This window comes from Bacillus sp. MT94 (genome assembly GCF_058792475.1).
Genome location: NZ_JBXAEZ010000001.1, coordinates 449313 through 469750, shown reverse-complemented (window position 1 = coordinate 469750; position 20438 = coordinate 449313). Strand labels below are relative to the sequence as shown.

The following is a 20438-nucleotide window of genomic DNA, read 5'->3' as shown; positions in this document are numbered from 1 at the left end:
TCATCCCCCCTGTCATTTGATTATAATTTATTATACAAAAATAACTTTTAAATTTTAAGACAACTTTTAAAACTTTTATGAACATATAGAAGCTTGCTCACGATTAATGTATCATACTTTCCTTAATAGAACATTAATTTTTTTTATGAAATAAATAGTAATTCCTTCTTATTTATCATTTTAGCCCAACAAATCGATATAATACCCGCTCAAAAATAAAAAGACATTGATATGTCCAATGTCTTTTCTATGTAGCACTTTAAAAAACAAATGTTGTGATTTCTTCTACTTCTTTTCTTGGAAGTTTTTTTGGCTTATCTTTCGGAAATCCTAGTGAAATAACCATATTTATTTGTTTTTCAGGCTCAATTTGTAAATATTGGCGCAGTTCATCTTGAGCTAGCAATACTGGCCCTGTCATTGGACAAGTACCAAGTCCCTTTGCATGTGCAGCTAACATTAAGTTTTGTGCCGCTAAACAGCTACTCTTAATCCCTTCTTCTTCCCAAACTGAATCTGGAACAAAAGCAATTGGATCAAATATCTTTTCACGGAACTTTGATTCATATGGTGTTGCCAAACATACGATTAATACTGGTGCCTCCGAGAAAGCTGTTGCATATGGTCCGAAAGAACGTGTAAGTAATTTCCCTGCTTTCTCTTCTCCATTTTCTGCTGCTTTTGCCGCAAGTTTATGTAATGCATCCCATGTCATTTGTTCAATTTCTTTGATCTTCTCTCGATTCATGATAACTAAGAATTCCCACGTTTGCGAATTCGTATCACTCGGTGCGTAACGCGCACAATCAATTATTTCTTTTATATCATTAGTAGATACTTCTTGATCTGTAAACTTTCTAACACTTCGTCTTCCGTGAATTACTTCTTTAAAATCTTCATAATTCATATATTAAATCCCCTTTTTACAGCGTTTTCAAAACTTGTCCTATGCTTGAATTATATCATGAAAAAAAGCCGGAAGAATACCAGCTTTTTTCTTCATGATTAATTTGTCACTTTAAACAAACGAATACTCTCTTCATATGCAGCTTGTAATTTTTTCGTAATTGGTCCTCTTTCACCAGCTCCAAACTGTTCATCACCAATTTGAACGACTGGGAATATTTCAAGTGGCGTCGCTGTAAAGAAGCACTCATCAGCTTCATATACTTCTTGTAATGAAAACTCTCGTTCTTCTACTTCAATATGTAACTCTGTCGCTAATGTAATCACGTAGTGACGTGTAATACCATGTAAAATAAAATGATCCGCTGGATGTGTAATTAACTTATTATTTTTCACGATAAAGAAATTGGAATGACACCCTTCAGTCACAATGCCATCCCGTACTAATATTGCTTCTTGATACCCTTGTTCATTTATTTTGTTTTTGATCATGATATTAGGAAGCAAATTTAAAGATTTTATATGGCAAAACTTCCACCTGATGTCCTCTTCTACTGTTACCTTAATCCCTGCCTCCATTGAAGCAACTGGTCTTGGGAACGAAACAAGATTTGCAAAATATGTCGGTTGTAAATCTGATTCATATACATGATTGCGCGGTTGTGCACCTCTTGATATTTGTAAATATACATTCCCATCTTCTTGAAATTGATTTTTTTCAATCATTTGATATAACTCTTCTACTAATTCTTCCTTCGTAAATGGTGGAATTAGTTTTATTTCTGCCATAGAGTTAAAGAATCGTTCTAAATGTAAATCTAATAAATGAGGCTTGCCATCGTATAGTCTAAATACTTCATAAATACCATCACCAAATTGGAAACCGCGCTCTTCTAATGCGACCATCGGCTGTTCTTCCTTCGTATTAATCATTCTCCCATTAAACAAGATCCAATCTTTATGAGTAGCTTTCATTCTTCCCCACTCCTTTATCACATGATTGATTTTATTGTACAACTTATGTCACCCCGAAAGAAGGAATTTTCTGTATTTTCACAAACAAAAAAATACATCACTTCGTAAAAGTGATGTATTTTATCATTTATTTAAGGAAATATTTTTCAATATCATCTAACATAAGGTTCGCAGCTTTAATACCGCCTGCTGTATTCCAGATTACCTCATCTACTTGGAATACTTTATTATTTTTAGAAGCCTGTAGTTGCTTAAAGAGTGGATCTTCTGTCCATTCCTTTGCTAACGAATTTCCTTCATTATTCTTATCTGCATCTTTATCAGACGTGAAATAGAATAAGTAGTCTCCGTCCATATTTGGAATTTGCTCTTTTGTAATTCCTTTTATCGCAAAATCATCTTTATCTTGTAATGGTGGTCGTTTAAATCCAATATCATTTAAAACAACTCCCGAGAATGAGTTTTTTTGATAAATACGAACATCACCTGGCACGAAACGAATAATAGAAACTTTAGAATTCAATTTATCGCCTAACTTCTCTTTCATTCCTTCAATACGTTTTTTATAATCATCAAGAGCTTTTTGCCCTTCTTTTTCTTTATTTACAGCTTTTGTATAAAGCGTAAAGTTTTCTTTCCAATCACCGCGTAATGTTTCTGCATAAACAGTTGGTGCGATTTCTTTTAGCTGATTATATATTTTTTCGTGACGCATTTTATTTCCGATAATTAAATCTGGCTTAAGCTTCATTACTGCTTCTAAATTAATATCACGTTCAGTTCCTACAACTTCCGTATTTTTTAACTCTTTCGCTACATGAGGATACCATTCATCACCAGCACGTGGTTTCGTAGTCCCCACTGGCGTTACGCCCACAGCTAGAAGAGCCTCTGCACCTTCATTTGTTAAAACAACAACTTTTTTAGGTGTACCATTTACTGTCGTTTCGCCCATTGCATGCTTTACCGTATATGAATCTTTTGCTTTCGCTGATATATCATTTTCCTTTTTCTCTTCTTTACTACATCCTGCAATTACAACCATGAGTGTCATAATGCAGAACATAATTAGTTTTTTAGTATGTATCATATGTCCTCCCTAGATGAAATCGATTATCATTAACAATTAAAGATTAATGTATCCTACATACATTGTCAATGTATATCAGAAAACTTTTTTAATATATACTATTTAGATTCTATCCGCTTTTCTAATGTTTCTTTTTAAAACATAGTGCATAAGTATGAAAATAAATGTTGTTATTAAAATGCGTACCCTTGTTATACATAACAAAGATACGCATCCATATTGCATTATCATTTTAATTGCTAATATTGAGTATACTTAATATACGATGGATCATTATATACCCACTGCTTTCCACCAAGGTTTAACCAACCATTTTCATTTATATATACTAAATAAGATTCTGGAGAATTTAATTGGCGGATAACTGCAGATGTAGTTGATGGACCACTTCTTAAATTTACATTCATCCCTTGTATATATGCAACCCCAATCGGACTTCCATCACTATTACTTGTCTTTACAAAATTAATGTAAGAAGGATCATTATACACCCATTGTCCATTCCCCAAATCTAACCATCCGTTACTTTCCTGATATACAACGTAAGATTCTGGAGAATTTAATTGACGAATAACTGAGGAAGAAGTTGATGGACCATTTCTTAAATTTACATTTTTCCCAAGGATATAAGCGATTCCCTTCGTTTGAGGTGTCGGTTGTGGGTTAGGAGGTTGTGGATTTGGAGCTACTCCAAAAATAGCCGCTATTCCATTCGCATACGCTTGACTTAGATCTTCAATAAATTGTGGATTTTTTAATAAATTTGCATCAAACGTTGTATCAATAAAGGCAGTCTCAGTTAAAATTGCATCCATTGTGGTTTCTCTTAATACCGCATAATTTTCTTTTTTTGCTCCTCGATCACGAAGACCGTATTTTGTTAATACAGGATTTACTGCTGTATGCATCTTTTGTTGCTTTGCATATGCAGTGCTGCTGTTGGATAACGCATTATAAATATAGCTTTCAAAACCTGTCCCCCCGCCGCTATTAATATGAAATGAAATAAAATAATCCGCACCAAAAGCATTGGCAATATTAGCACGTTCCGATAAAGAAATAAACACATCACTATCACGTGTCATTTTAATTGTAATTGGGTAATTTACCGTTAAAATGTCTCGAACGCGTCTCGCAATTTGAAGTGTTAAGTTTTTTTCTACTAAACCATTACCAACAGCACCAGAATCATATCCACCGTGCCCTGCGTCTATAACAAGTTTCATTTTATTGCCCCGCCCCTTTCTTGTAATATGTTTGCATTGCTACTCGTCCTATTTTATGTGAAATGTACAAGTTCTGTTACAATTACAAATAAAAAAAACGCCTTATGTAAGGCGTTTTCTATCATCTTGCTTTAACCAATTTAAAATAAATATATACGATTGATAGTGAACATAACGTATGCAAAATAAAATAAATAAAAGTGTTATTCCAGCACCACTATAAAGTAAACCGAACTTTAAAAAAACATTCACAAGTGGTGGAAAGTTCATTAGATTTTGTAATGTACTAAGCATACAAAACATAATGAAAAAGACAGGGACGTATTGTAATTCATACGGCTTTTTTTTCTTACTCATTCTTTTCCGAATGAGTATATGACATAATTCTGCTACTATAAAGCACCCTCCAATTAATACAAGACCAGAAGTCATCGTCATACATCCACCTGCCTTATATTTATTTTATCGCATAAGTAATCATCGTTATATTTTCTTTACATACTCTTCATCTTCTGAAGTAAAACCAAAACTCTCTATGAAAGACTTCGCCTTTTCTGTTAATTCCTCTTGTAGCACTTTTATTTCTTTCACATTTCTTTGTTTCATCATTTCTTCAAATGTAAAATACGTATTTGCACCATAACCGTAACCTTGGTAATCAAAATGAATAATTAGCTGTGATAAAACAGCTCGTTCCTCTTGAACACTATAATCTATTACACCAATATATGTATCATCAACTTTCACACAGTACTGTACCTTTTTCTCACCTAAACTATGCGATTTAAACATTTCTTTAACAACGCTTTCATTTTCTACAGTAACTTTCTCAAACGTAATCATATGTCGTCCATCCTTTTACTATTATTGTATCAATAATATTTCCTATTTATGAAAAAAACCTTAAGACCGTATGCGATCTTAAGGTTTTTCTAATTAAACTAAGCTATACGCACGTTTTGTTTCTTCATGGAACTTATTCGTATCGTATTTATGCTCAACATAAATTTGGTGCCATACCATAAACGCAAGGACAGTCCAAATTTTACGGCTATAATCGCCTTTATCTGCACAATGTGCTTCCAGTAAGTTTAATACATACTGTTTGTCGATTAAATGCTCTGTTTTACTCTCGTTTATAATATTGATAGCCCAATCATGCATTTCGTCTTTTAACCAGTGACGAATTGGTACTGGGAATCCAAGTTTTTTACGATCTAATACGTGATCTGGAACGATTCCGCGTGCTGCTTCACGTAAAATAGCTTTCGTAGTTCCGTTAGCAATCTTAAATTCAGTTGGAATTTTAGATGCAACATCGAATACTTCTTTATCTAAGAACGGTACACGAAGTTCTAATGAGTTTGCCATTGTCATTTTATCAGCTTTTAATAAAATGTCACCACGTAACCATGTGAACATGTCAATGTACTGCATTTTGCTTACATCATCATAATCTTTAATCTCGTTATACAATGGTTTCGTGATATCCATATAGTTAACACTTTCATTGTAATACTTCATTAATTCAACTTTCTCTTCTTCACGGAAGATTTTCGCGTTTCCATAGTAACGCTCTTCAATTGGCGTACATCCACGCTCTAGGAAGCTCTTACCTTTAAATCCTTCTTTAAGAGCACCACTTAATGCTTTTAGAACGCTCTTACCTGGGCTAGGAATGTAAGAGAACATTTTTAGTGAGTTTGGCTCACGATAAATGTTATAACCACCAAATAGCTCGTCTGCACCTTCACCTGAAAGAACAACTGTTACATGCTTACGTGCTTCTTTTGCAACGAAGTACAATGGTACAGCTGCTGGATCTGCTAAAGGATCATCCATATGCCAAATGATTTTTGGGAACTCATCCATAAACTCTTTCGCTGAAATGAATACGTTATGGTTTTTAACGCCTAATTTCTCAGCAGTTTCTTTGGCAACATCAACTTCACTGAAACCACGTTGTTCAAAACCAATAGAGAATGTTAAAAGATTTGGATTCATTTCTCTTGCGATAGAAGCGATAATAGATGAATCGATACCACCAGATAAGAATGAACCTACTGGTACATCACTGCGCATATGCACTTTTACTGAATCGTATAACACATCACGAATTGCTTGGATATGCTCCTCTTTCGTTGCGCTTGAAGCATTGAAATAAGGTTTCCAGTAGCGATGGATCTCCATCTCTTTACCGATTTCTTTTACGAAATAATGACCAGGCTCAATTTTATTAACATCAATTGTTAATGTTTCTGGCTCTGGACCATATTGGTACGTAAAGTAATGTTGTAGTGACGTTGGATTAACTCCTTTATCTTCCATCACATGCATAATACTTTTCTTCTCAGATGCGAAGAATGTAGTATCACCTTGTTGTGCGACGTATAAAGGTTTAATACCGAAGTGGTCACGTGCACCGAAAAGTTTCTTCTCTTCACGATCCCAAATCATAAATGCAAACATACCACGAAGATAGTCTACACATTTTTCTTTCATATGTGCATACAATGCAATGATAACTTCTGTATCAGATTGTGTTGCAAACGTTGCACCTTTTTCAAGTAACATTTCACGTAATTCTACATAGTTGTAAATTTCACCATTAAAAATAATTACATATCGATCATTTTCATAAGTTAGCGGCTGATGTCCTGCCTCTAAGTCAATGATACTTAAACGGCGGAAGCCAAATTGTACATGTTCATCACGAAAATATCCTTCGTCATCTGGACCACGGTGGAAAATCATCGTGTTCATATTTTCAAATTGATGTTTTTCTGTTTCTGAAAACTCTCTAGGGTTTTCACATAAACATCCTACAAAACCACACATACTTCTTACCCTCTTTCGGTTTTCATTCTGTTTCTATACTACTATATCAACCCTATTTATACTAGCATAATCAACTGAATATGGCGACCAAAAACTATAAAAAAATCACTCCATTTCACATTTTTAACAATTTTTTATGAAAACATGAAAACTAGGCACTCACCTTTCTCCGCTTTTGTCATATGATATTGCAAATTGATTTCTAGGAGGGAATACCATGAGTGAAGAAAAAAAAGATTCTTCTCGCCCACCGGTTCGTAATTACTTAAAGCAAATTGATGATTTCTTCGAGCAAACACCTCTTCGCAATGTAATCGCTGATTTAAATCATTTTTTCCAAAAAGGAAACCGTTTATTAACATTCCCTGTAGATTTATATGAAGTTGGTGAAGAACTCGTTGTTACAGCTGAACTACCAGGTATACAAAAAGAGCAAATTCAAATTGAAATACAAAGTGAATACTTAAAAGTCTCTGTAAAAGAAGAGATACTCGAAGAAGAAGAAGAAACATCCCATAACTATTATCGCCGGGAACGTTCCATTTCAGAAGCATCAAGATTGATTAAGTTGCCGTATTCAATTAATAAAAAAGCAGCAAAAGCTTCTTATCAAAACGGCGTATTAGAAATTCGGGCGCCGAAACTTCCCCAACAACATGACATTTTATCCATAGACTAATGCAAAAAAATAAGGGTGCATAGCACCCTTATTTTTAATCCACTAATCGCTTCATATCACGTATAATGTCTTCATATGGCGTATTACTAATTCCACTATACTTTTTCATTACTTTTCCGTTTTGATCAATTAAATAAAATGATGTACCATGCATGACCTGACCATTCTCCGGCTTATCTACAAGTGATTGGAAATTATCTTTTGAAAACTTCGTAATATCTTCTAACGAATATCCCGTTAATAAATTCCAGTTACTAGTATCCTCTGTAAACTTTTGAATAAAAGCTTTCAGATTTTCCGGCTTATCAAGGTCTGGATCTACACTAAATGAAACAAACTGAACGTCTATCTTCTCTTCTTTTGCCATCTTTTGCAGCTTGGCCATATTTGCAGTCATTGGTGGACAAACTGTTTGACAATTTGTGAACATAAAATCTGCAACCCAAACTTTCCCTTTTAAATCTTTTGTACCAAATTGCTTTCCATCTTGATTTGTAAATTGGAAAGTTTCTAAATCCCAATTTAATGGTTTACGAAGCTTTGAACCTGATTCACTACATCCAGCAAGTACAAAGAGACAAAATACAACCATAAGACCAATTATTTTTTGATAACGCTTCATTTATAAACCTCTTTTCTCTATCCTAAATTTAAATAGGTTATGTTTATAATAACAAAAGTTAACACTACGAGAAAATTGTTTACTACATTTGTTCACGAAATCGTACGAATTTACGTATGTTACTTCTTTATTTCAAGCGAATTACTAGACAAAATATATTTTTTTACTATTATTTCTATAAATAGAATTGATAAAACTAATTTTATTGTTACTTTTGTAAATACCTCTCCCTATTTTTTAACAATTCCTTAAACATTAATCCATGTTTTACACTGTATTCCTTAACAACATTTCGGTACAATACAAATACAACGATTGTAAATGAGGTGATGTTCATGGCAAAGCGCTATGAAAATATGGATAATGTTAGTACAAAAAAATCAATTCGCTCTTTTTTACGCTGGCGTAAAGAACGAAAGCAAAACAAAAAAGATTTTTCTTTCTTAGTAGAACAATCACCCGTTAAACAAAGTGCATTTTTGCAAAGTAATGTAAAAAAAACGACTGTCACATGGATTGGGCATTCTACTTTTCTTATCCAAACGAATGGACTTAATATATTAACAGATCCAGTATGGGCCAATAAATTAAAGCTAGTTACAAGACTTACAGAACCTGGACTCTCTATAGAAGCACTGCCTAAAATTGATATTGTCCTTATTTCACATGGTCATTATGATCATTTAGATTTTTCAACTCTTCGTCAGTTGAATGATGATGTTCTATATCTTGTACCTATCGGATTGAAAAAATTATTTACTCGTAAGAAATTTAAACATGTAGAAGAGTATAAATGGTGGGAAAGTACGATAATTAACGAAGTTTCTTTTCACTTCGTACCTGCTCAGCACTGGACGAGAAGATTCTTATTTGATATGAATACGTCTCACTGGGGCGGATGGATTATTGATAATGAAACGACTATGGAAACCATATATTTTTGTGGCGACAGTGGCTATTTCCAAGGTTTCAAAGAAATCGGTGAACGCTTTTTAATTGATATTGCTCTTATGCCCATTGGCGCTTATGAACCAGAATGGTTTATGAAAGTATCTCATGTTTCACCTGAAGAAGCTGTGCAAGCTTATTTAGATTTAAACGCTACGCATTTTATACCGATGCATTACGGAGCTTTTGCACTCGCCGATGAAACACCTCGTGAAGCAATAACTAGACTTCGAAATAATTGGAATTTGCGCATGTTACCATGGGAACAACTGCATGTGCTCTTTTTAGGCCAAACTTTTATTTATAGTAACGCAACAAATGATAAGCAAGTAAATGAAAAAATTGAAACTTTACATGTGTAACGTAACGACTGATTTTCTATATCCAACATATAATATAGAAAATCCTATAATGAAATTTTAATCAGTGGGAGTTTCTTTATCCCCACTGATTATTAACCTTCACCAATCGGGCTTTTACGGACAGCCCGCCACCTAACCTCTTTGCTCCAGCTAAATTTTGAGGTGGGAGTTTTACTGTCCGCAAATAGCAGGATAAAGGGTGTTATCTATGAATGAATATTTACAGACTCGCTATATCATTAGCGGTAGTGCCTGTATAGCTCTTCTTATTTCTTACTTTCTATTTACATAAAAAAGCTACTTGAAATATATTTTCAAGTAGCTTTTTTATTACTCTGCTAAATACATAAATCCGATTGCACCTGGACCTGTATGAGTACTAATTATAGGCGTTGTATAGAAAATTTCTGATTGAGCAAACCCACTCACTTTTTCAACCGCCGCTTTCATACTTTCAGCTAAAGGAATTGCTTTCGCATGCGGAATTGCAACAGCCTTTACAACTTTTCCAGCTGTATCTTGCTCAAATAACTTAGCTAATGTTTTTACAATTTGGCCTTGGCTACGAACTTTCGTTACAGGATTATAAACACCATCTTCAAGACTAGCAATTGGCTTTATATTAAGCAGCGAACCGATAAACGCCTTTCCTTTACCGATACGTCCACCCTTCACTAAGTTTTCTAATGTATCTACTACTACATATAAACGAGTATTCTTTCTTACTTCATCTACACGTTTTAAAATTTCTTCTAGTGAGCGTCCTTCATTTGCCATTTTTGCAGCTTCAATCACTTGATATGCTAAAGCATGTGTAATAAATTGAGAATCAACAACTGTTACTTTTGTATCAGTCATTGATGCAGCACTATTTGCAGTTGCTACAGTACCACTCATTCCACTTGTCATATGAATGGAAAGTACTTCACTTCCATCTTCACCTAACTTGTCGTACATTTCTACAAATGTACCCATTGCAGGTTGTGATGTTTTTGGTAGTTCCTCTGATTTAATCATTTCTTCAATAAATTCATCTGGTTGTAGATCAACGCGATCTAAATATGTTTGTCCATTTACAGAGATTGATAATGGTAGAACATGAATGTCATACTTCTCGATTACCTCTTGTGATAAATCTGCCGTTGAATCTGTTACAATTTTAATTTTTTGCATATTATATTCTTCCCTTTCCAATACGCTCTCCTTGTTATTATACTAGTATTCCCACTGCTTTCAACAATTTGGAACGAAATTTCATCAAATTAATTATATTTTTATATCTAAAATGAAAAAGACAGAGCTCCTAACCCTGTCTCTACTCTATATCATGCATTTTTTTCAAGAGTATTTGTTTTATATACATTTAAATAATCATTCCACTTCAAACAATTTTGTAAATATTCACGGAAAGAATATGAAAATCTTGGATGTTTTTGTTTTTGAATTTTTGCAATAAATAATTGAAGACGAGACTGAATTAGAAACGATAATGGATGCTGTGCCTGTAGGACAGGGATTTCGAATATTTTAATACAATCCCCTGTTGAATGAGTGAAATAAAAACTTTTCGTAATCACAATATCAATCCTCTTTTTCATTGGATTTTTGAACTTCCTCTACTTTGCGCTGTAAGACGTGGTTTAAAGTGGAGTAAAATCAGACTTATATGATTTCTGTAGTCCTTATGGCTAGAAGATTTATACTCTATTCATCTCCACCTAATCCATCTTCCCGTCCTAAATATCTCTGAGACGGGAATCTCATTATCCATCAATTGTTTAATACATTTAGTATAAGCTTATAAAAGCGCAAAGTTTGTCTAAATTTTGGAGATTCTATAATTTTTTTCTTCTATATATTGTATACGTTTATAGCTATAGTATAACAAATAAATAAAAAAGTGCCTTTATAACGAGGCACTTTTCGACTGCATTTCTTCTCTTTTCTTTTTCCTCTTACTTACAACCTTTGATAAAGCAATACTTACTTCATAAATACAAATAAGCGGCACCGCAACTAAACTATGAGATAAAAAGTCAGGCGGTGATATACAAGATGCAATGATAATTAATGCTACGTAAGCATACCTTCTTATTTTTATTAAAAATTCCGCCGTAAGTATTCCAATACTAGTTAAAAACATTACAACGACTGGCAATTCAAAAATCACAGCAAATGGAACTGTTAAATTAAGTACAAAATGAAAATACTTTTCTGTCGTAAACATCGTATTAAACATTTCATTACCTATCGTAGTTAAAAAGTGAAATAGAAACGGCATTACAATAAAGTATCCAAAACATAAACCTGCGATAAATAATATAGACAATACCGGTATATACATTATTGTCATCTTTTGTTCATTTGGATGTAAACCCGGTTTTACAAATAACCAAATTTGTATAGCAGCAAAAGGAATTGTACAAACGATAGCAAATACTGTAGCAATCGAGAAAAAAATCCACAATACATCACTTGGACCGAGAACAGTTAATTTCATTGGTAAATCTTTTACAAGCCAAAAATAAATATCCTTTGTAAAAGTAAATCCAATAATTAAAAATAGTACAAAGGATAACACTGTATATATTACTCTTTTTCGAAGTTCAACAATATGTTCTACTACGCTCATTTCCCGATCTTCCATCTCGTTCACCACACTTTATTTATCCATTACAAGGAAAATACATTACAGTTTTTCTTTCTTTTCCTTTTCTTGAAATGCGTCATCTGTCAATTCTTTCGTTGATTTTTTAAACTCTTTTAACGTTTCCCCTAAAGCCTTCCCGATTTCCGGCAATTTTTTAGGTCCAAATAAAATGAGTACTGCTACTAAAATTAAAATTAACCCTGGAAAGCCAATATTTGAAAACATTTCCCCATCCCCTTTATTAGTAGTTTCCTTGTCCTACTATTACATAATTTTATTTTGTCAAAAAAGTTTGAAAACGTCAACAAATCCATTGCCTTTTGTCAAAAAAATTCAAAAATATAATCAATTATACAAATTTCATTTTCTATTGCTCTTGTGTATGATATGGTAAGGGAAATGACATATTATTTTATGATAGTAGAAAGGATTTGCATTATGACTAAAAAAATGACACGAATGACCCAATTTGTAAAAGAAGAAATTGCAAATGCAATTACACATGGTATCGGTGCCATTTTAAGCATCCCTGCCTTAATCATATTGATTATTCATGCTTCTAAGCACGGTACCGCATCAGCTGTAGTCGCATTTACTGTTTATGGTGTAAGCATGTTCTTACTGTACTTGTTTTCAACATTGCTACATAGCATTCATCATCCTAAAGTAGAAAAAATATTTACTATTTTAGATCATTCAGCCATTTACTTATTGATTGCTGGCACGTATACTCCTTTTCTACTTATTACACTTCGTGGCCCATTAGGATGGACGTTGCTTGCTATAATTTGGACACTTGCAATCGGAGGTATCGTCTTCAAAATCTTCTTTGTACGTCGCTTTATAAAGGCATCAACTTTATGTTACATCATTATGGGCTGGCTCATAATCGTTGCCATTAAACCACTTTATGAAAATCTAACTGGACATGGTTTTTCACTACTTTTAGCAGGTGGAATTTTATATTCTGTCGGAGCTATATTCTTCCTTTGGGAAAAGCTACCTTTCAACCATGCCATATGGCACCTGTTCGTTTTAGGTGGTAGTACGATGATGTTCTTCTGTGTACTCTTTTACGTCTTACCTACAGCATAATAAAAAAGGTTTCAGCTTACTATAAGCTGAAACCTTTTTTATTACTTATGTAATTGTGATGCGATAACTTCCTGTGTATGCTTCGTTAATTCTTTAATATCCATATTCGCATACTCTTCAGGTGTAATCGGCTTAGAAATTGTTACTGTTGCATGAGCTGACTTCATACGATTTCCATTCGCTTCAAACATCTTATATGTACCATCTAACGTTACAGGTAAAATTGCTACACCTGATTTTACTGCAAGATGGAAACTACCAGCCTTAAACTCTCCAACTTCGCCACCTTTACTTCTCGTTCCTTCTGGGAAAATTACGATAGAATGTCCATTCTTTAATAGTTCGATTCCATCTTTAATTGCTTTAAGAGATTGACGACGATCGCTACGATCCATAAATACACAATTCATAAGTTCCATCCAAGTTGGTACAACTGGGAACTTTTTAATCTCTGCCTTTGACACGAATCCAATTGGTTTATTTAAGTAACCTAGTAAAACAGGGATATCCATATTACTTTGGTGATTACTTACAACTAGTACCGGCTTGTCTTTCGGAACATTTTCAAGCCCTTTCACTTCTACTGTCCCTCCAGCTACACGTACCATTTTCTTACCAAACCAATTTGTCGTTTTATACACAGCATTATCTTTTTCTTTTGGCGCCATCGTATTTACTTGTCTTTTAAGACGCCACATTCTCGGTGTAATCGCAATTACAATTAAAATTAAATAAAAGATTTTAAAAAACGTTTGAATCATACAGAACCCCCACCTATTATCATTCCGACCTTCATTATACTAGACAAACGAAGGAAAAAGAAGAAAAAAAGTCCAAACAGCAAGTGTTTGGACTTTTTAAGCATTCTATATTAGAAACGTTTTGCTAATTCACGAGCATTAGCAATTGCCGCTTCTTTAATTTCTTGTGCTTTTTCAGGGTTTGCATTCATACCCTCAACTGCAATATAATCAGTATCATTTACACCGACAAATCCTAATACAGTTTTTAAATGATTGCGTCCGAAGTCTACAGCTGCGTATGCTCCTTCAGAATATACGCCACCTGTTGCTTGAATGTGAAGTGCTTTTTTACCTTCTAATAAGCCGACTGGACCATTTTCAGTATATTTGAATGTTTTACCTGCGATTGCTACGTTATCTAAGTATGCTTTTACTACTGGTGGATAGCTAAAGTTCCACATTGGAGTTACGAATACATAACGATCTGCATGCATAAATGTTTCTAAGTTTGTGTTCATTGCTGCTACTTTTTGTTGTTGAGCTTCCGTTAAAGTTTCAAAGCCTTCACCTGCTGCAAATTTACCCCAAGCAGCAAATACATCTGCATCGATTGCTGGTACAGTAGTATTGAATAGATCAATTGTTACAACTTCGTCTTGTGGATGCTCGTTTTTATAAGCCTCGATGAAAGCTTCCCCTACTGCCATTCCGAAAGAACCTTCTGCTGAATTTGGATTTGCTGTGATAAATAGTACTTTTGTCATTGTATTCTCTCCCTTTTTTCTCTTTATCTTCAATTCAAGATTTGTTTTTTAAAAGTTAATAACTTACCTTATGTAAGTATGATACAAAAAGTTTTATTCAATGTCAATAAAAAATAGCTACTTTTTTTTCGTAAGTTAATGATTTATTTTGTTTCTCTAAAATTTAGTATACAGATATTAAGACTTCTCATACAAAAAGGCTACCTCTATAAATTATAGAGATAGCCTTTTATTACATATTATTTTTGAAAAACATGTTTTACTTTTTCAGCTGGAATGTTACTTCCACCTCTACCTTTTACATCTTCAATCATCATTGTAATGACCATATCTGGCGCATTCAAATCAAATGCAGCGAACCAGCCTAGTTCTTTTCCTTCGGCTTCTTTAGATACTTTTAATTCCGCTGTACCTGTTTTTCCAGCAAGAGTCATTCCATCAATCTTAGCAATTTTCCCTGTACCATCCGGATCATTAATTACTTTCGTCATAGCAGTTTTTAATATATCCTGATTTCCTTTAGAAATTACATTTTCTTTCCAAGCTTTTGGTTGTTTATCTGTTTTAATAATATACGGTGATGGAATCGTTCCATCATTTACAATTGGCGCATACGTTAAAGCTAAATGAAGAGGAGTCATTAATACTTGTCCTTGTCCATATCCTGTATCTGCCATTTGAATATCATTTTTAATACCGTCATTTGCAATTTTAGAAGCAGGGAATCCATATTCAATTGGTAGTTTCTCATCGAATCCGAATTTTTTCGCTTCACTCATAAACTTGTCTTTTCCGATTTTCAAAGCTTCTTGTGCGAAGTAAATATTATCCGAGTATTTCATCGCCTTATCAAAATCAATCGGATTTGCATCTTTCACACGCGTTACATAATAATTACCCCAAGAAGAATCTTTTGTCCATTTTAATCCTTCAATTTTCAACTCTTCTTTTGGATCGATTGTTTTCGTTTCAAGACCAATTGCAGCTGTAATTGGTTTAAATACAGAACCCGGTACCGATAATTGTGTAAAGCGATTCGTCATCGGTTTTTTCGGATCATTATTCCAAGCTTCGCGTTGCGCTTTCGATGTTCCTCGTGCAATTAAATTAGGATCATATGCTGGACTACTTACTAGTGCAATTGTTTCTCCACTTTTCGGATTGATTGCTGCACTTGAACCAGCTTCGCCCTTCATTTCATTATACGTTTTTTCTTGAACAGCACTATCAATAGTTAAAGTTACATTTTCTCCATCAACAGCATCTGTTTTTGCCAAGTTTTTAATTTCTTTTCCTTGCGCATCTTCTACAAAGACACGGCCACCTTTTTTACCGCGTAGCTTTTCCTCTAATACTTGCTCTAAACCAGCTTTACCAACTGGGTCATCAGCTTGATAGCCTTTCTTTTGTAGCGTTTTTAAATCTTCAGCATTTACCTTTCCAATATAACCAGTCAGATGAGCTGCCGCTTCCCCTAACGGATATGTACGAACATTTACAGGTTTTGTTGAAACACCTGGTAAATCAATGTACGTATTTTGCGTTGCCCCTTCAGGCAAAATTCCAATTGGTACGAGATACCCTGGTTTTACCCATTTAGCAGCTAATTTTTGATCAATTTCTTCTACAGACATATTTAATAACTTCGCTACTGTTTCTTTCGTTTGCGGAGCAGTATCGCCTAACTTTTCAGGAATCAATCCGATTTCAGAAGCTTTCCCATTCGTTGCAAGACCTTTTCCATTACGATCGTATATTTCACCACGTTTTGGCTGTGTTGTCTGCATACGCACTTTACTATCTTTCGTCATGCCAGGGAAAATAAAATCAGGAGTCCAATCTATTTTCCAAGATTCTTTATCTCCATCTTTTTCTTTCACCATTTTTGCTTCATGGCCAAAAGTAATTTTACCACCAACTGTATCCATGCTTACTTTAAAAGGAACAGGGCCTTCATCTTTTTTATCTTCTTTTACTTCCCCTATTTCTACCTTTAAGTCTTTCACTTCGATACCAGAATAAATTTTTTCATATTTCTCAGTAAACTCTTTCTTTGAAATATCTTTTTTTGCATTTTTTGATAGTTGATCATACATATCTGCAAATTTTTGTTTATTCCACGCTTTTACATATGTATCAAACGCTTCTTGTGGTTTTTCTTCTTTACCACATCCAACTAACATGAATGTTAAGCAAAGAAAAAGAATCCCCCATATCTTTCTCAATCGATTCTCCTCCTCTTTCTATATTAGTACTTTTGAAAATTTTAGCATTTTTACATGCTACCTATCATTATAGCACTATCGAATCTCATCTATAAACTTATATTGGTGAATATAAATAAAAAGATTGATGCGAATTCTCACATCAATCTTCTTTATTATTGTTGTTTCTCATATACGTGGTAATAATACGTATACGGGTTTTTTTCATCTGTTAAACCTTTTTCTACAAAAATCTCTTTCCAATTTGTCATATCCATTTCTGGGAAGAATGTATCTCCTTCAAATGCATAATGAATTTTTGTTATATACAACTTGTCTACGTATGGTAAAAAGAGATCGTAAATTTGCGCTCCGCCAAAAATAAAAATCTCTTCTTCATTTTTACATAGTTCGAATACTTCTTCTACAGAATGAACAACTTCACATCCTTCAACGTGATATCCTTCATTACGAGTTACAATAATATTACGTCTTCCAGGCAGCGGTCTACCAATCGCTTCATAGTTCTTTCTTCCCATAATAAGCGGGTGACCCATCGTTGTTTTCTTCACGTATTGTAATTCACTCGGTAAACGCCAAGGTAAATTATTATCTTTACCAATTACTCTATTTTCGTCCATTGCGACCATAAATGAAACAATCATTTTTTCATCTCCTCTACAATTATACTGCAACCGGTGCTTTAATTGCTGGATGCGGATCGTATCCTTCAATCGTTAAATCTTCCATTTCAAAATCGAAAACAGATTTCACATCTGGATTTAATGTAAGTTTCGGGAACGGACGTGGTTCACGTGCCAATTGCTTTTCTACTTGTTCAAAATGATTTGTATAAATGTGTGCATCACCAATTGTATGAACAAATTCCCCTACTTCAAGACCACATTCGTGTGCAATTAAATGTGTTAGTAGTGAATAACTTGCGATGTTAAATGGTATTCCAAGGAATATGTCACCACTTCTTTGATATAGCTGACAAGAAAGCTTTCCGTCCGCTACATAAAACTGGAATAATGTATGACAAGGGGGTAATGCCATACTTGGTACGTCTTCAGGATTCCAAGCAGAAACGATTAAACGACGTGAGTCTGGTGTTTTTTTAATCATTTCAATTACATCTTTTAATTGATCAAGTGTCTCACCAGCTGTCGTTTTCCAAGCTCGCCACTGTTTACCGTAAACGTCTCCTAAATAACCATATTTATTTGAGAAATCATCATCTTCTAAAACGTTCTTTTTAAACAATTCCATCTGCTCATCGTACTGTACTTTAAATTCTTCATCTTGTTGTGAGCGAAGACCAAAATCCGTCATGTCAGGACCAGTATACTCATCACTTTCTACCCAGCTCTTAAACGCCCATTCATTCCAAATATTATTATTATGCTGCAATAAATAGCGAATATTTGTATCACCTTTCATAAACCAAAGTAGTTCACTTGCTACAAGGCGAAATGGTACTCTTTTTGTCGTTAATAAAGGAAATCCTTTACTCAAATCAAAACGCATTTGATATCCAAATACAGATACCGTTCCTGTCCCTGTACGATCTTCTTTCTTCGTACCATGTTCCATTACATGGCGGCATAAATTTAAGTATTCATTTTCAGCATGTTTCATATGTAGGAAAACCTTCTTTCAATCGTATATGCAATTTATCATAACATGAAAAATGGTAAATTTAATAATCCTAATTAATAAAATTTCTTCCGCTAATTCTTACAAAATTATTAACTTTCCAAATTTAAAAAGGTTTTCATTTTCTATTACCGAAAGTATAGTGCGGTAGAACAAAATTTATATTTGGAGGTTAGAAGTATGTCTAAAATTGAAACGCCTGTTATGACTTCTTTACAAACAGCGGTTGAAAAAATGATGAAGGATTTAAATGTTCCTGGTGCTGCTGTCGCTGTTATAAAAGACGGTGAAGTTATTATTTCAGAAGGTTTCGGCTATCGTAATATAGAAACAAAAGAGGCTGTTACACCGAATACTCGATTCGCAATCGGTTCCTCAACGAAAGCATTTGGCACACTTTCATTAAGCTTGTTAGCACAGCAAAAAAAGTTTAATTGGGATACCCCTATCCAGTCTTATATACCTAACTTTACTTTATCTGAACTACTTGCTAGCTCACAAGTTACAGGACTGGATTTAGCTTCTCATCGAACTGGAGTGAGTCGTCATGAGGCTCTTTGGTATAGTTCTTCCTTATCTCGAAAAGATCTCGTTGAAAAAATAAAACATTTACCACTTGATGCACCGTTCCGGACTGCATTTCTATATAACAACTTAATGTATGCAACAATTAGCTACATTGTTGAAAACATTACAAATCAAACGTGGGAGCAATACACTACAGAACATATTTTAGAACCTTTAAATATGAGACATACAAACTTCTCTGTTAACGATTCACAAACTACAGATGATTATGCTTTACCTTACATTGAAAATGACGGTGAAATAAAAGCAGTTCCATTCCGTAACATCGATACAGTTGGCGCTGCTGGGTGTATTAATTCCACAATTGAAGATATGGCAAATTGGGTACTTCTCCACTTAAATGAAGGAAAATTTGGAGATCATGAATTAATCTCCTCTGAATTATTACAACAAATGTATACACCACACAATTCAATTCCAGACCAACCGGTTTTATCACTCCCTGAATCTCCATTAAATAGTTACGGTCTTGGTTGGTTTATTAGCGCTTATCGTGGTAAAAAAGTGATTCATCATGGCGGTAATATCGATGGATTTTCAGCGCTTGTTTCATTTATACCAACAGAAAACATAGGCCTTGTCATTTTAACGAATGCTGGAGGAACATTACTTCCTACTTATCTCGCTAATCAAATTTATGACGAACTACTTGAATTAGAATCCATTGATTGGCATAAACGTGCTGTAGAAGATACTAAAAAAATGAAGGAAATGATGAAAGAAGCAACTGAATCCCTCCCTGAACAAATTAAAGGGACTACACCTTCGCACAAGTTAGAGGATTATACTGGTACTTTTGAACATCCTGCATACGGAACATTACAAGTATACAAACGAGATGATTCGTTATATGTACAATTTATGGAAATGGATATTCAATTAGGGCATCATCATTACGACATCTTCTCTACAAAAGTTGACTTATTCCAAATGAAAATGAGCTTATTATTCGCTTATGAAATGAATGTAAGTGGTGAATTCCCATCCCTTCAGTTACATGTACCTGCTATGTTAAGTACACAGCCGCTTACATTTAAGAAAATTAAATAATTATTTTGATGGTAAAAAATAAAGGTAGGTGCAAATCAC

The 20438-nt window shown here is 34.0% G+C and carries 21 protein-coding genes; 4 read left to right on the top strand and 17 right to left on the bottom strand.

The window, feature by feature from the left end:
- Window positions 1-259: 259 nt before the first annotated feature.
- From AC1Q51_RS02305 to asnB, 7 genes are all read right to left on the bottom strand, one after another.
- On the bottom strand, window positions 260-907 hold the full coding sequence (locus tag AC1Q51_RS02305; RefSeq protein ID WP_053564602.1) for a nitroreductase family protein: 648 nt from the start codon (window positions 905-907) through the stop codon (window positions 260-262).
- Between the two features lie 98 nt (window positions 908-1005).
- A complete protein-coding gene (gene dat, locus AC1Q51_RS02300; protein WP_023521836.1) occupies window positions 1006-1881 on the bottom strand; it encodes a D-amino-acid transaminase in 876 nt (291 codons plus the stop codon).
- Between the two features lie 127 nt (window positions 1882-2008).
- The gene (locus AC1Q51_RS02295; protein ID WP_090976457.1) at window positions 2009-2971 is read right to left on the bottom strand and encodes an ABC transporter substrate-binding protein; all 963 of its coding nucleotides are present in this window, start codon (window positions 2969-2971) and stop codon (window positions 2009-2011) included.
- A gap of 239 nt (window positions 2972-3210) precedes the next feature.
- Window positions 3211-4197, bottom strand: a complete 987-nt coding sequence (locus tag AC1Q51_RS02290) for an N-acetylmuramoyl-L-alanine amidase (RefSeq protein WP_000779888.1) — start codon at window positions 4195-4197, stop codon at window positions 3211-3213.
- A gap of 102 nt (window positions 4198-4299) precedes the next feature.
- Complete coding sequence (locus AC1Q51_RS02285) at window positions 4300-4629, bottom strand: hypothetical protein (protein WP_000200465.1); 330 nt, start codon at window positions 4627-4629, stop codon at window positions 4300-4302.
- A gap of 51 nt (window positions 4630-4680) precedes the next feature.
- Complete coding sequence (locus AC1Q51_RS02280) at window positions 4681-5040, bottom strand: GNAT family N-acetyltransferase (RefSeq protein WP_000627519.1); 360 nt, start codon at window positions 5038-5040, stop codon at window positions 4681-4683.
- Window positions 5041-5133: 93 nt separating this feature from the next.
- The gene (asnB, locus tag AC1Q51_RS02275; protein WP_000333826.1) at window positions 5134-7035 is read right to left on the bottom strand and encodes an asparagine synthase (glutamine-hydrolyzing); all 1902 of its coding nucleotides are present in this window, start codon (window positions 7033-7035) and stop codon (window positions 5134-5136) included.
- A 217-nt stretch (window positions 7036-7252) separates the two neighbouring features.
- Between asnB and AC1Q51_RS02270 the strand changes: the two genes are divergently transcribed.
- Entirely contained in the window at window positions 7253-7714 is a 462-nt protein-coding gene (locus AC1Q51_RS02270; RefSeq protein WP_001288086.1) for an Hsp20/alpha crystallin family protein, read from the top strand.
- Window positions 7715-7748: 34 nt separating this feature from the next.
- On the opposite strand, the gene AC1Q51_RS02265 is transcribed toward AC1Q51_RS02270, so the two are convergent.
- Complete coding sequence (locus AC1Q51_RS02265; RefSeq protein WP_000833332.1) at window positions 7749-8336, bottom strand: SCO family protein; 588 nt, start codon at window positions 8334-8336, stop codon at window positions 7749-7751.
- Window positions 8337-8671: 335 nt separating this feature from the next.
- Here AC1Q51_RS02265 and AC1Q51_RS02260 point away from each other — a divergent pair, with 335 nt between their 5' ends.
- Window positions 8672-9646: an MBL fold metallo-hydrolase gene (locus AC1Q51_RS02260; RefSeq protein ID WP_001129640.1), complete on the top strand. Its 975-nt coding sequence runs from the start codon at window positions 8672-8674 to the stop codon at window positions 9644-9646.
- A 330-nt stretch (window positions 9647-9976) separates the two neighbouring features.
- Here AC1Q51_RS02260 and AC1Q51_RS02255 read toward each other — a convergent pair whose 3' ends face one another.
- From AC1Q51_RS02255 to AC1Q51_RS02240, 4 genes are all read right to left on the bottom strand, one after another.
- Window positions 9977-10819 carry a DegV family protein gene (locus AC1Q51_RS02255; RefSeq protein WP_029948540.1) on the bottom strand — a complete coding sequence of 281 codons (843 nt, stop codon included), beginning with the start codon at window positions 10817-10819 and terminating at the stop codon, window positions 9977-9979.
- Window positions 10820-10971: 152 nt separating this feature from the next.
- Entirely contained in the window at window positions 10972-11223 is a 252-nt protein-coding gene (locus AC1Q51_RS02250; protein ID WP_000629012.1) for a DUF2535 family protein, read from the bottom strand.
- 329 nt (window positions 11224-11552) lie between these two features.
- A complete protein-coding gene (gene tatC, locus AC1Q51_RS02245; protein WP_000390119.1) occupies window positions 11553-12293 on the bottom strand; it encodes a twin-arginine translocase subunit TatC in 741 nt (246 codons plus the stop codon).
- A gap of 42 nt (window positions 12294-12335) precedes the next feature.
- Window positions 12336-12521, bottom strand: coding sequence for a twin-arginine translocase TatA/TatE family subunit (locus tag AC1Q51_RS02240; protein ID WP_000492442.1), 186 nt, complete (start codon window positions 12519-12521; stop codon window positions 12336-12338).
- A 213-nt stretch (window positions 12522-12734) separates the two neighbouring features.
- Between AC1Q51_RS02240 and trhA the strand changes: the two genes are divergently transcribed.
- Window positions 12735-13391: a PAQR family membrane homeostasis protein TrhA gene (trhA, locus tag AC1Q51_RS02235; protein ID WP_090976453.1), complete on the top strand. Its 657-nt coding sequence runs from the start codon at window positions 12735-12737 to the stop codon at window positions 13389-13391.
- 41 nt (window positions 13392-13432) lie between these two features.
- Here the strand turns inward: trhA and AC1Q51_RS02230 are convergent, their stop codons facing one another.
- The 5 genes from AC1Q51_RS02230 to AC1Q51_RS02210 all read right to left on the bottom strand — a co-directional run bounded on the left by AC1Q51_RS02230 (window position 13433) and on the right by AC1Q51_RS02210 (window position 18743).
- The gene (locus AC1Q51_RS02230; protein WP_000616582.1) at window positions 13433-14152 is read right to left on the bottom strand and encodes a lysophospholipid acyltransferase family protein; all 720 of its coding nucleotides are present in this window, start codon (window positions 14150-14152) and stop codon (window positions 13433-13435) included.
- 110 nt (window positions 14153-14262) lie between these two features.
- Window positions 14263-14898, bottom strand: a complete 636-nt coding sequence (locus tag AC1Q51_RS02225; RefSeq protein ID WP_000170028.1) for an FMN-dependent NADH-azoreductase — start codon at window positions 14896-14898, stop codon at window positions 14263-14265.
- A gap of 239 nt (window positions 14899-15137) precedes the next feature.
- A complete protein-coding gene (gene pbpC, locus AC1Q51_RS02220) occupies window positions 15138-17123 on the bottom strand; it encodes a penicillin-binding protein 3 (protein ID WP_090976451.1) in 1986 nt (661 codons plus the stop codon).
- Between the two features lie 155 nt (window positions 17124-17278).
- Window positions 17279-17767 (bottom strand): dihydrofolate reductase, encoded by a 489-nt coding sequence (locus tag AC1Q51_RS02215; protein WP_000637207.1) that lies wholly within the window; start codon window positions 17765-17767, stop codon window positions 17279-17281.
- A 19-nt stretch (window positions 17768-17786) separates the two neighbouring features.
- On the bottom strand, window positions 17787-18743 hold the full coding sequence (locus tag AC1Q51_RS02210) for a thymidylate synthase (RefSeq protein WP_000679600.1): 957 nt from the start codon (window positions 18741-18743) through the stop codon (window positions 17787-17789).
- A gap of 198 nt (window positions 18744-18941) precedes the next feature.
- On the opposite strand from AC1Q51_RS02210, the gene AC1Q51_RS02205 reads away from it, so the two are divergent.
- Window positions 18942-20399 (top strand): serine hydrolase, encoded by a 1458-nt coding sequence (locus tag AC1Q51_RS02205; RefSeq protein ID WP_000034316.1) that lies wholly within the window; start codon window positions 18942-18944, stop codon window positions 20397-20399.
- The last annotated feature ends 39 nt before the right edge of the window (window positions 20400-20438 follow it).

Bases quoted from the DNA above. Each gene is read 5' to 3' on its own strand.
- AC1Q51_RS02230 (WP_000616582.1), bottom strand. From the start codon at position 14,152: ATGATTCAAACGTTTTTTAAAATCTTTTATTTAATTTTAATTGTAATT.
- trhA (WP_090976453.1), top strand. From the start codon at position 12,735: ATGACTAAAAAAATGACACGAATGACCCAATTTGTAAAAGAAGAAATT.
- AC1Q51_RS02255 (WP_029948540.1), bottom strand. From the start codon at position 10,819: ATGCAAAAAATTAAAATTGTAACAGATTCAACGGCAGATTTATCACAA.
- AC1Q51_RS02240 (WP_000492442.1), bottom strand. From the start codon at position 12,521: ATGTTTTCAAATATTGGCTTTCCAGGGTTAATTTTAATTTTAGTAGCA.
- AC1Q51_RS02210 (WP_000679600.1), bottom strand. From the start codon at position 18,743: ATGAAACATGCTGAAAATGAATACTTAAATTTATGCCGCCATGTAATG.
- AC1Q51_RS02205 (WP_000034316.1), top strand. From the start codon at position 18,942: ATGTCTAAAATTGAAACGCCTGTTATGACTTCTTTACAAACAGCGGTT.
- AC1Q51_RS02260 (WP_001129640.1), top strand. From the start codon at position 8,672: ATGGCAAAGCGCTATGAAAATATGGATAATGTTAGTACAAAAAAATCA.
- AC1Q51_RS02225 (WP_000170028.1), bottom strand. From the start codon at position 14,898: ATGACAAAAGTACTATTTATCACAGCAAATCCAAATTCAGCAGAAGGT.
- dat (WP_023521836.1), bottom strand. From the start codon at position 1,881: ATGAAAGCTACTCATAAAGATTGGATCTTGTTTAATGGGAGAATGATT.
- AC1Q51_RS02295 (WP_090976457.1), bottom strand. From the start codon at position 2,971: ATGATACATACTAAAAAACTAATTATGTTCTGCATTATGACACTCATG.
- AC1Q51_RS02290 (WP_000779888.1), bottom strand. From the start codon at position 4,197: ATGAAACTTGTTATAGACGCAGGGCACGGTGGATATGATTCTGGTGCT.
- asnB (WP_000333826.1), bottom strand. From the start codon at position 7,035: ATGTGTGGTTTTGTAGGATGTTTATGTGAAAACCCTAGAGAGTTTTCA.
- AC1Q51_RS02215 (WP_000637207.1), bottom strand. From the start codon at position 17,767: ATGATTGTTTCATTTATGGTCGCAATGGACGAAAATAGAGTAATTGGT.
- AC1Q51_RS02270 (WP_001288086.1), top strand. From the start codon at position 7,253: ATGAGTGAAGAAAAAAAAGATTCTTCTCGCCCACCGGTTCGTAATTAC.
- AC1Q51_RS02305 (WP_053564602.1), bottom strand. From the start codon at position 907: ATGAATTATGAAGATTTTAAAGAAGTAATTCACGGAAGACGAAGTGTT.
- AC1Q51_RS02280 (WP_000627519.1), bottom strand. From the start codon at position 5,040: ATGATTACGTTTGAGAAAGTTACTGTAGAAAATGAAAGCGTTGTTAAA.
- AC1Q51_RS02265 (WP_000833332.1), bottom strand. From the start codon at position 8,336: ATGAAGCGTTATCAAAAAATAATTGGTCTTATGGTTGTATTTTGTCTC.
- AC1Q51_RS02285 (WP_000200465.1), bottom strand. From the start codon at position 4,629: ATGACTTCTGGTCTTGTATTAATTGGAGGGTGCTTTATAGTAGCAGAA.
- tatC (WP_000390119.1), bottom strand. From the start codon at position 12,293: ATGGAAGATCGGGAAATGAGCGTAGTAGAACATATTGTTGAACTTCGA.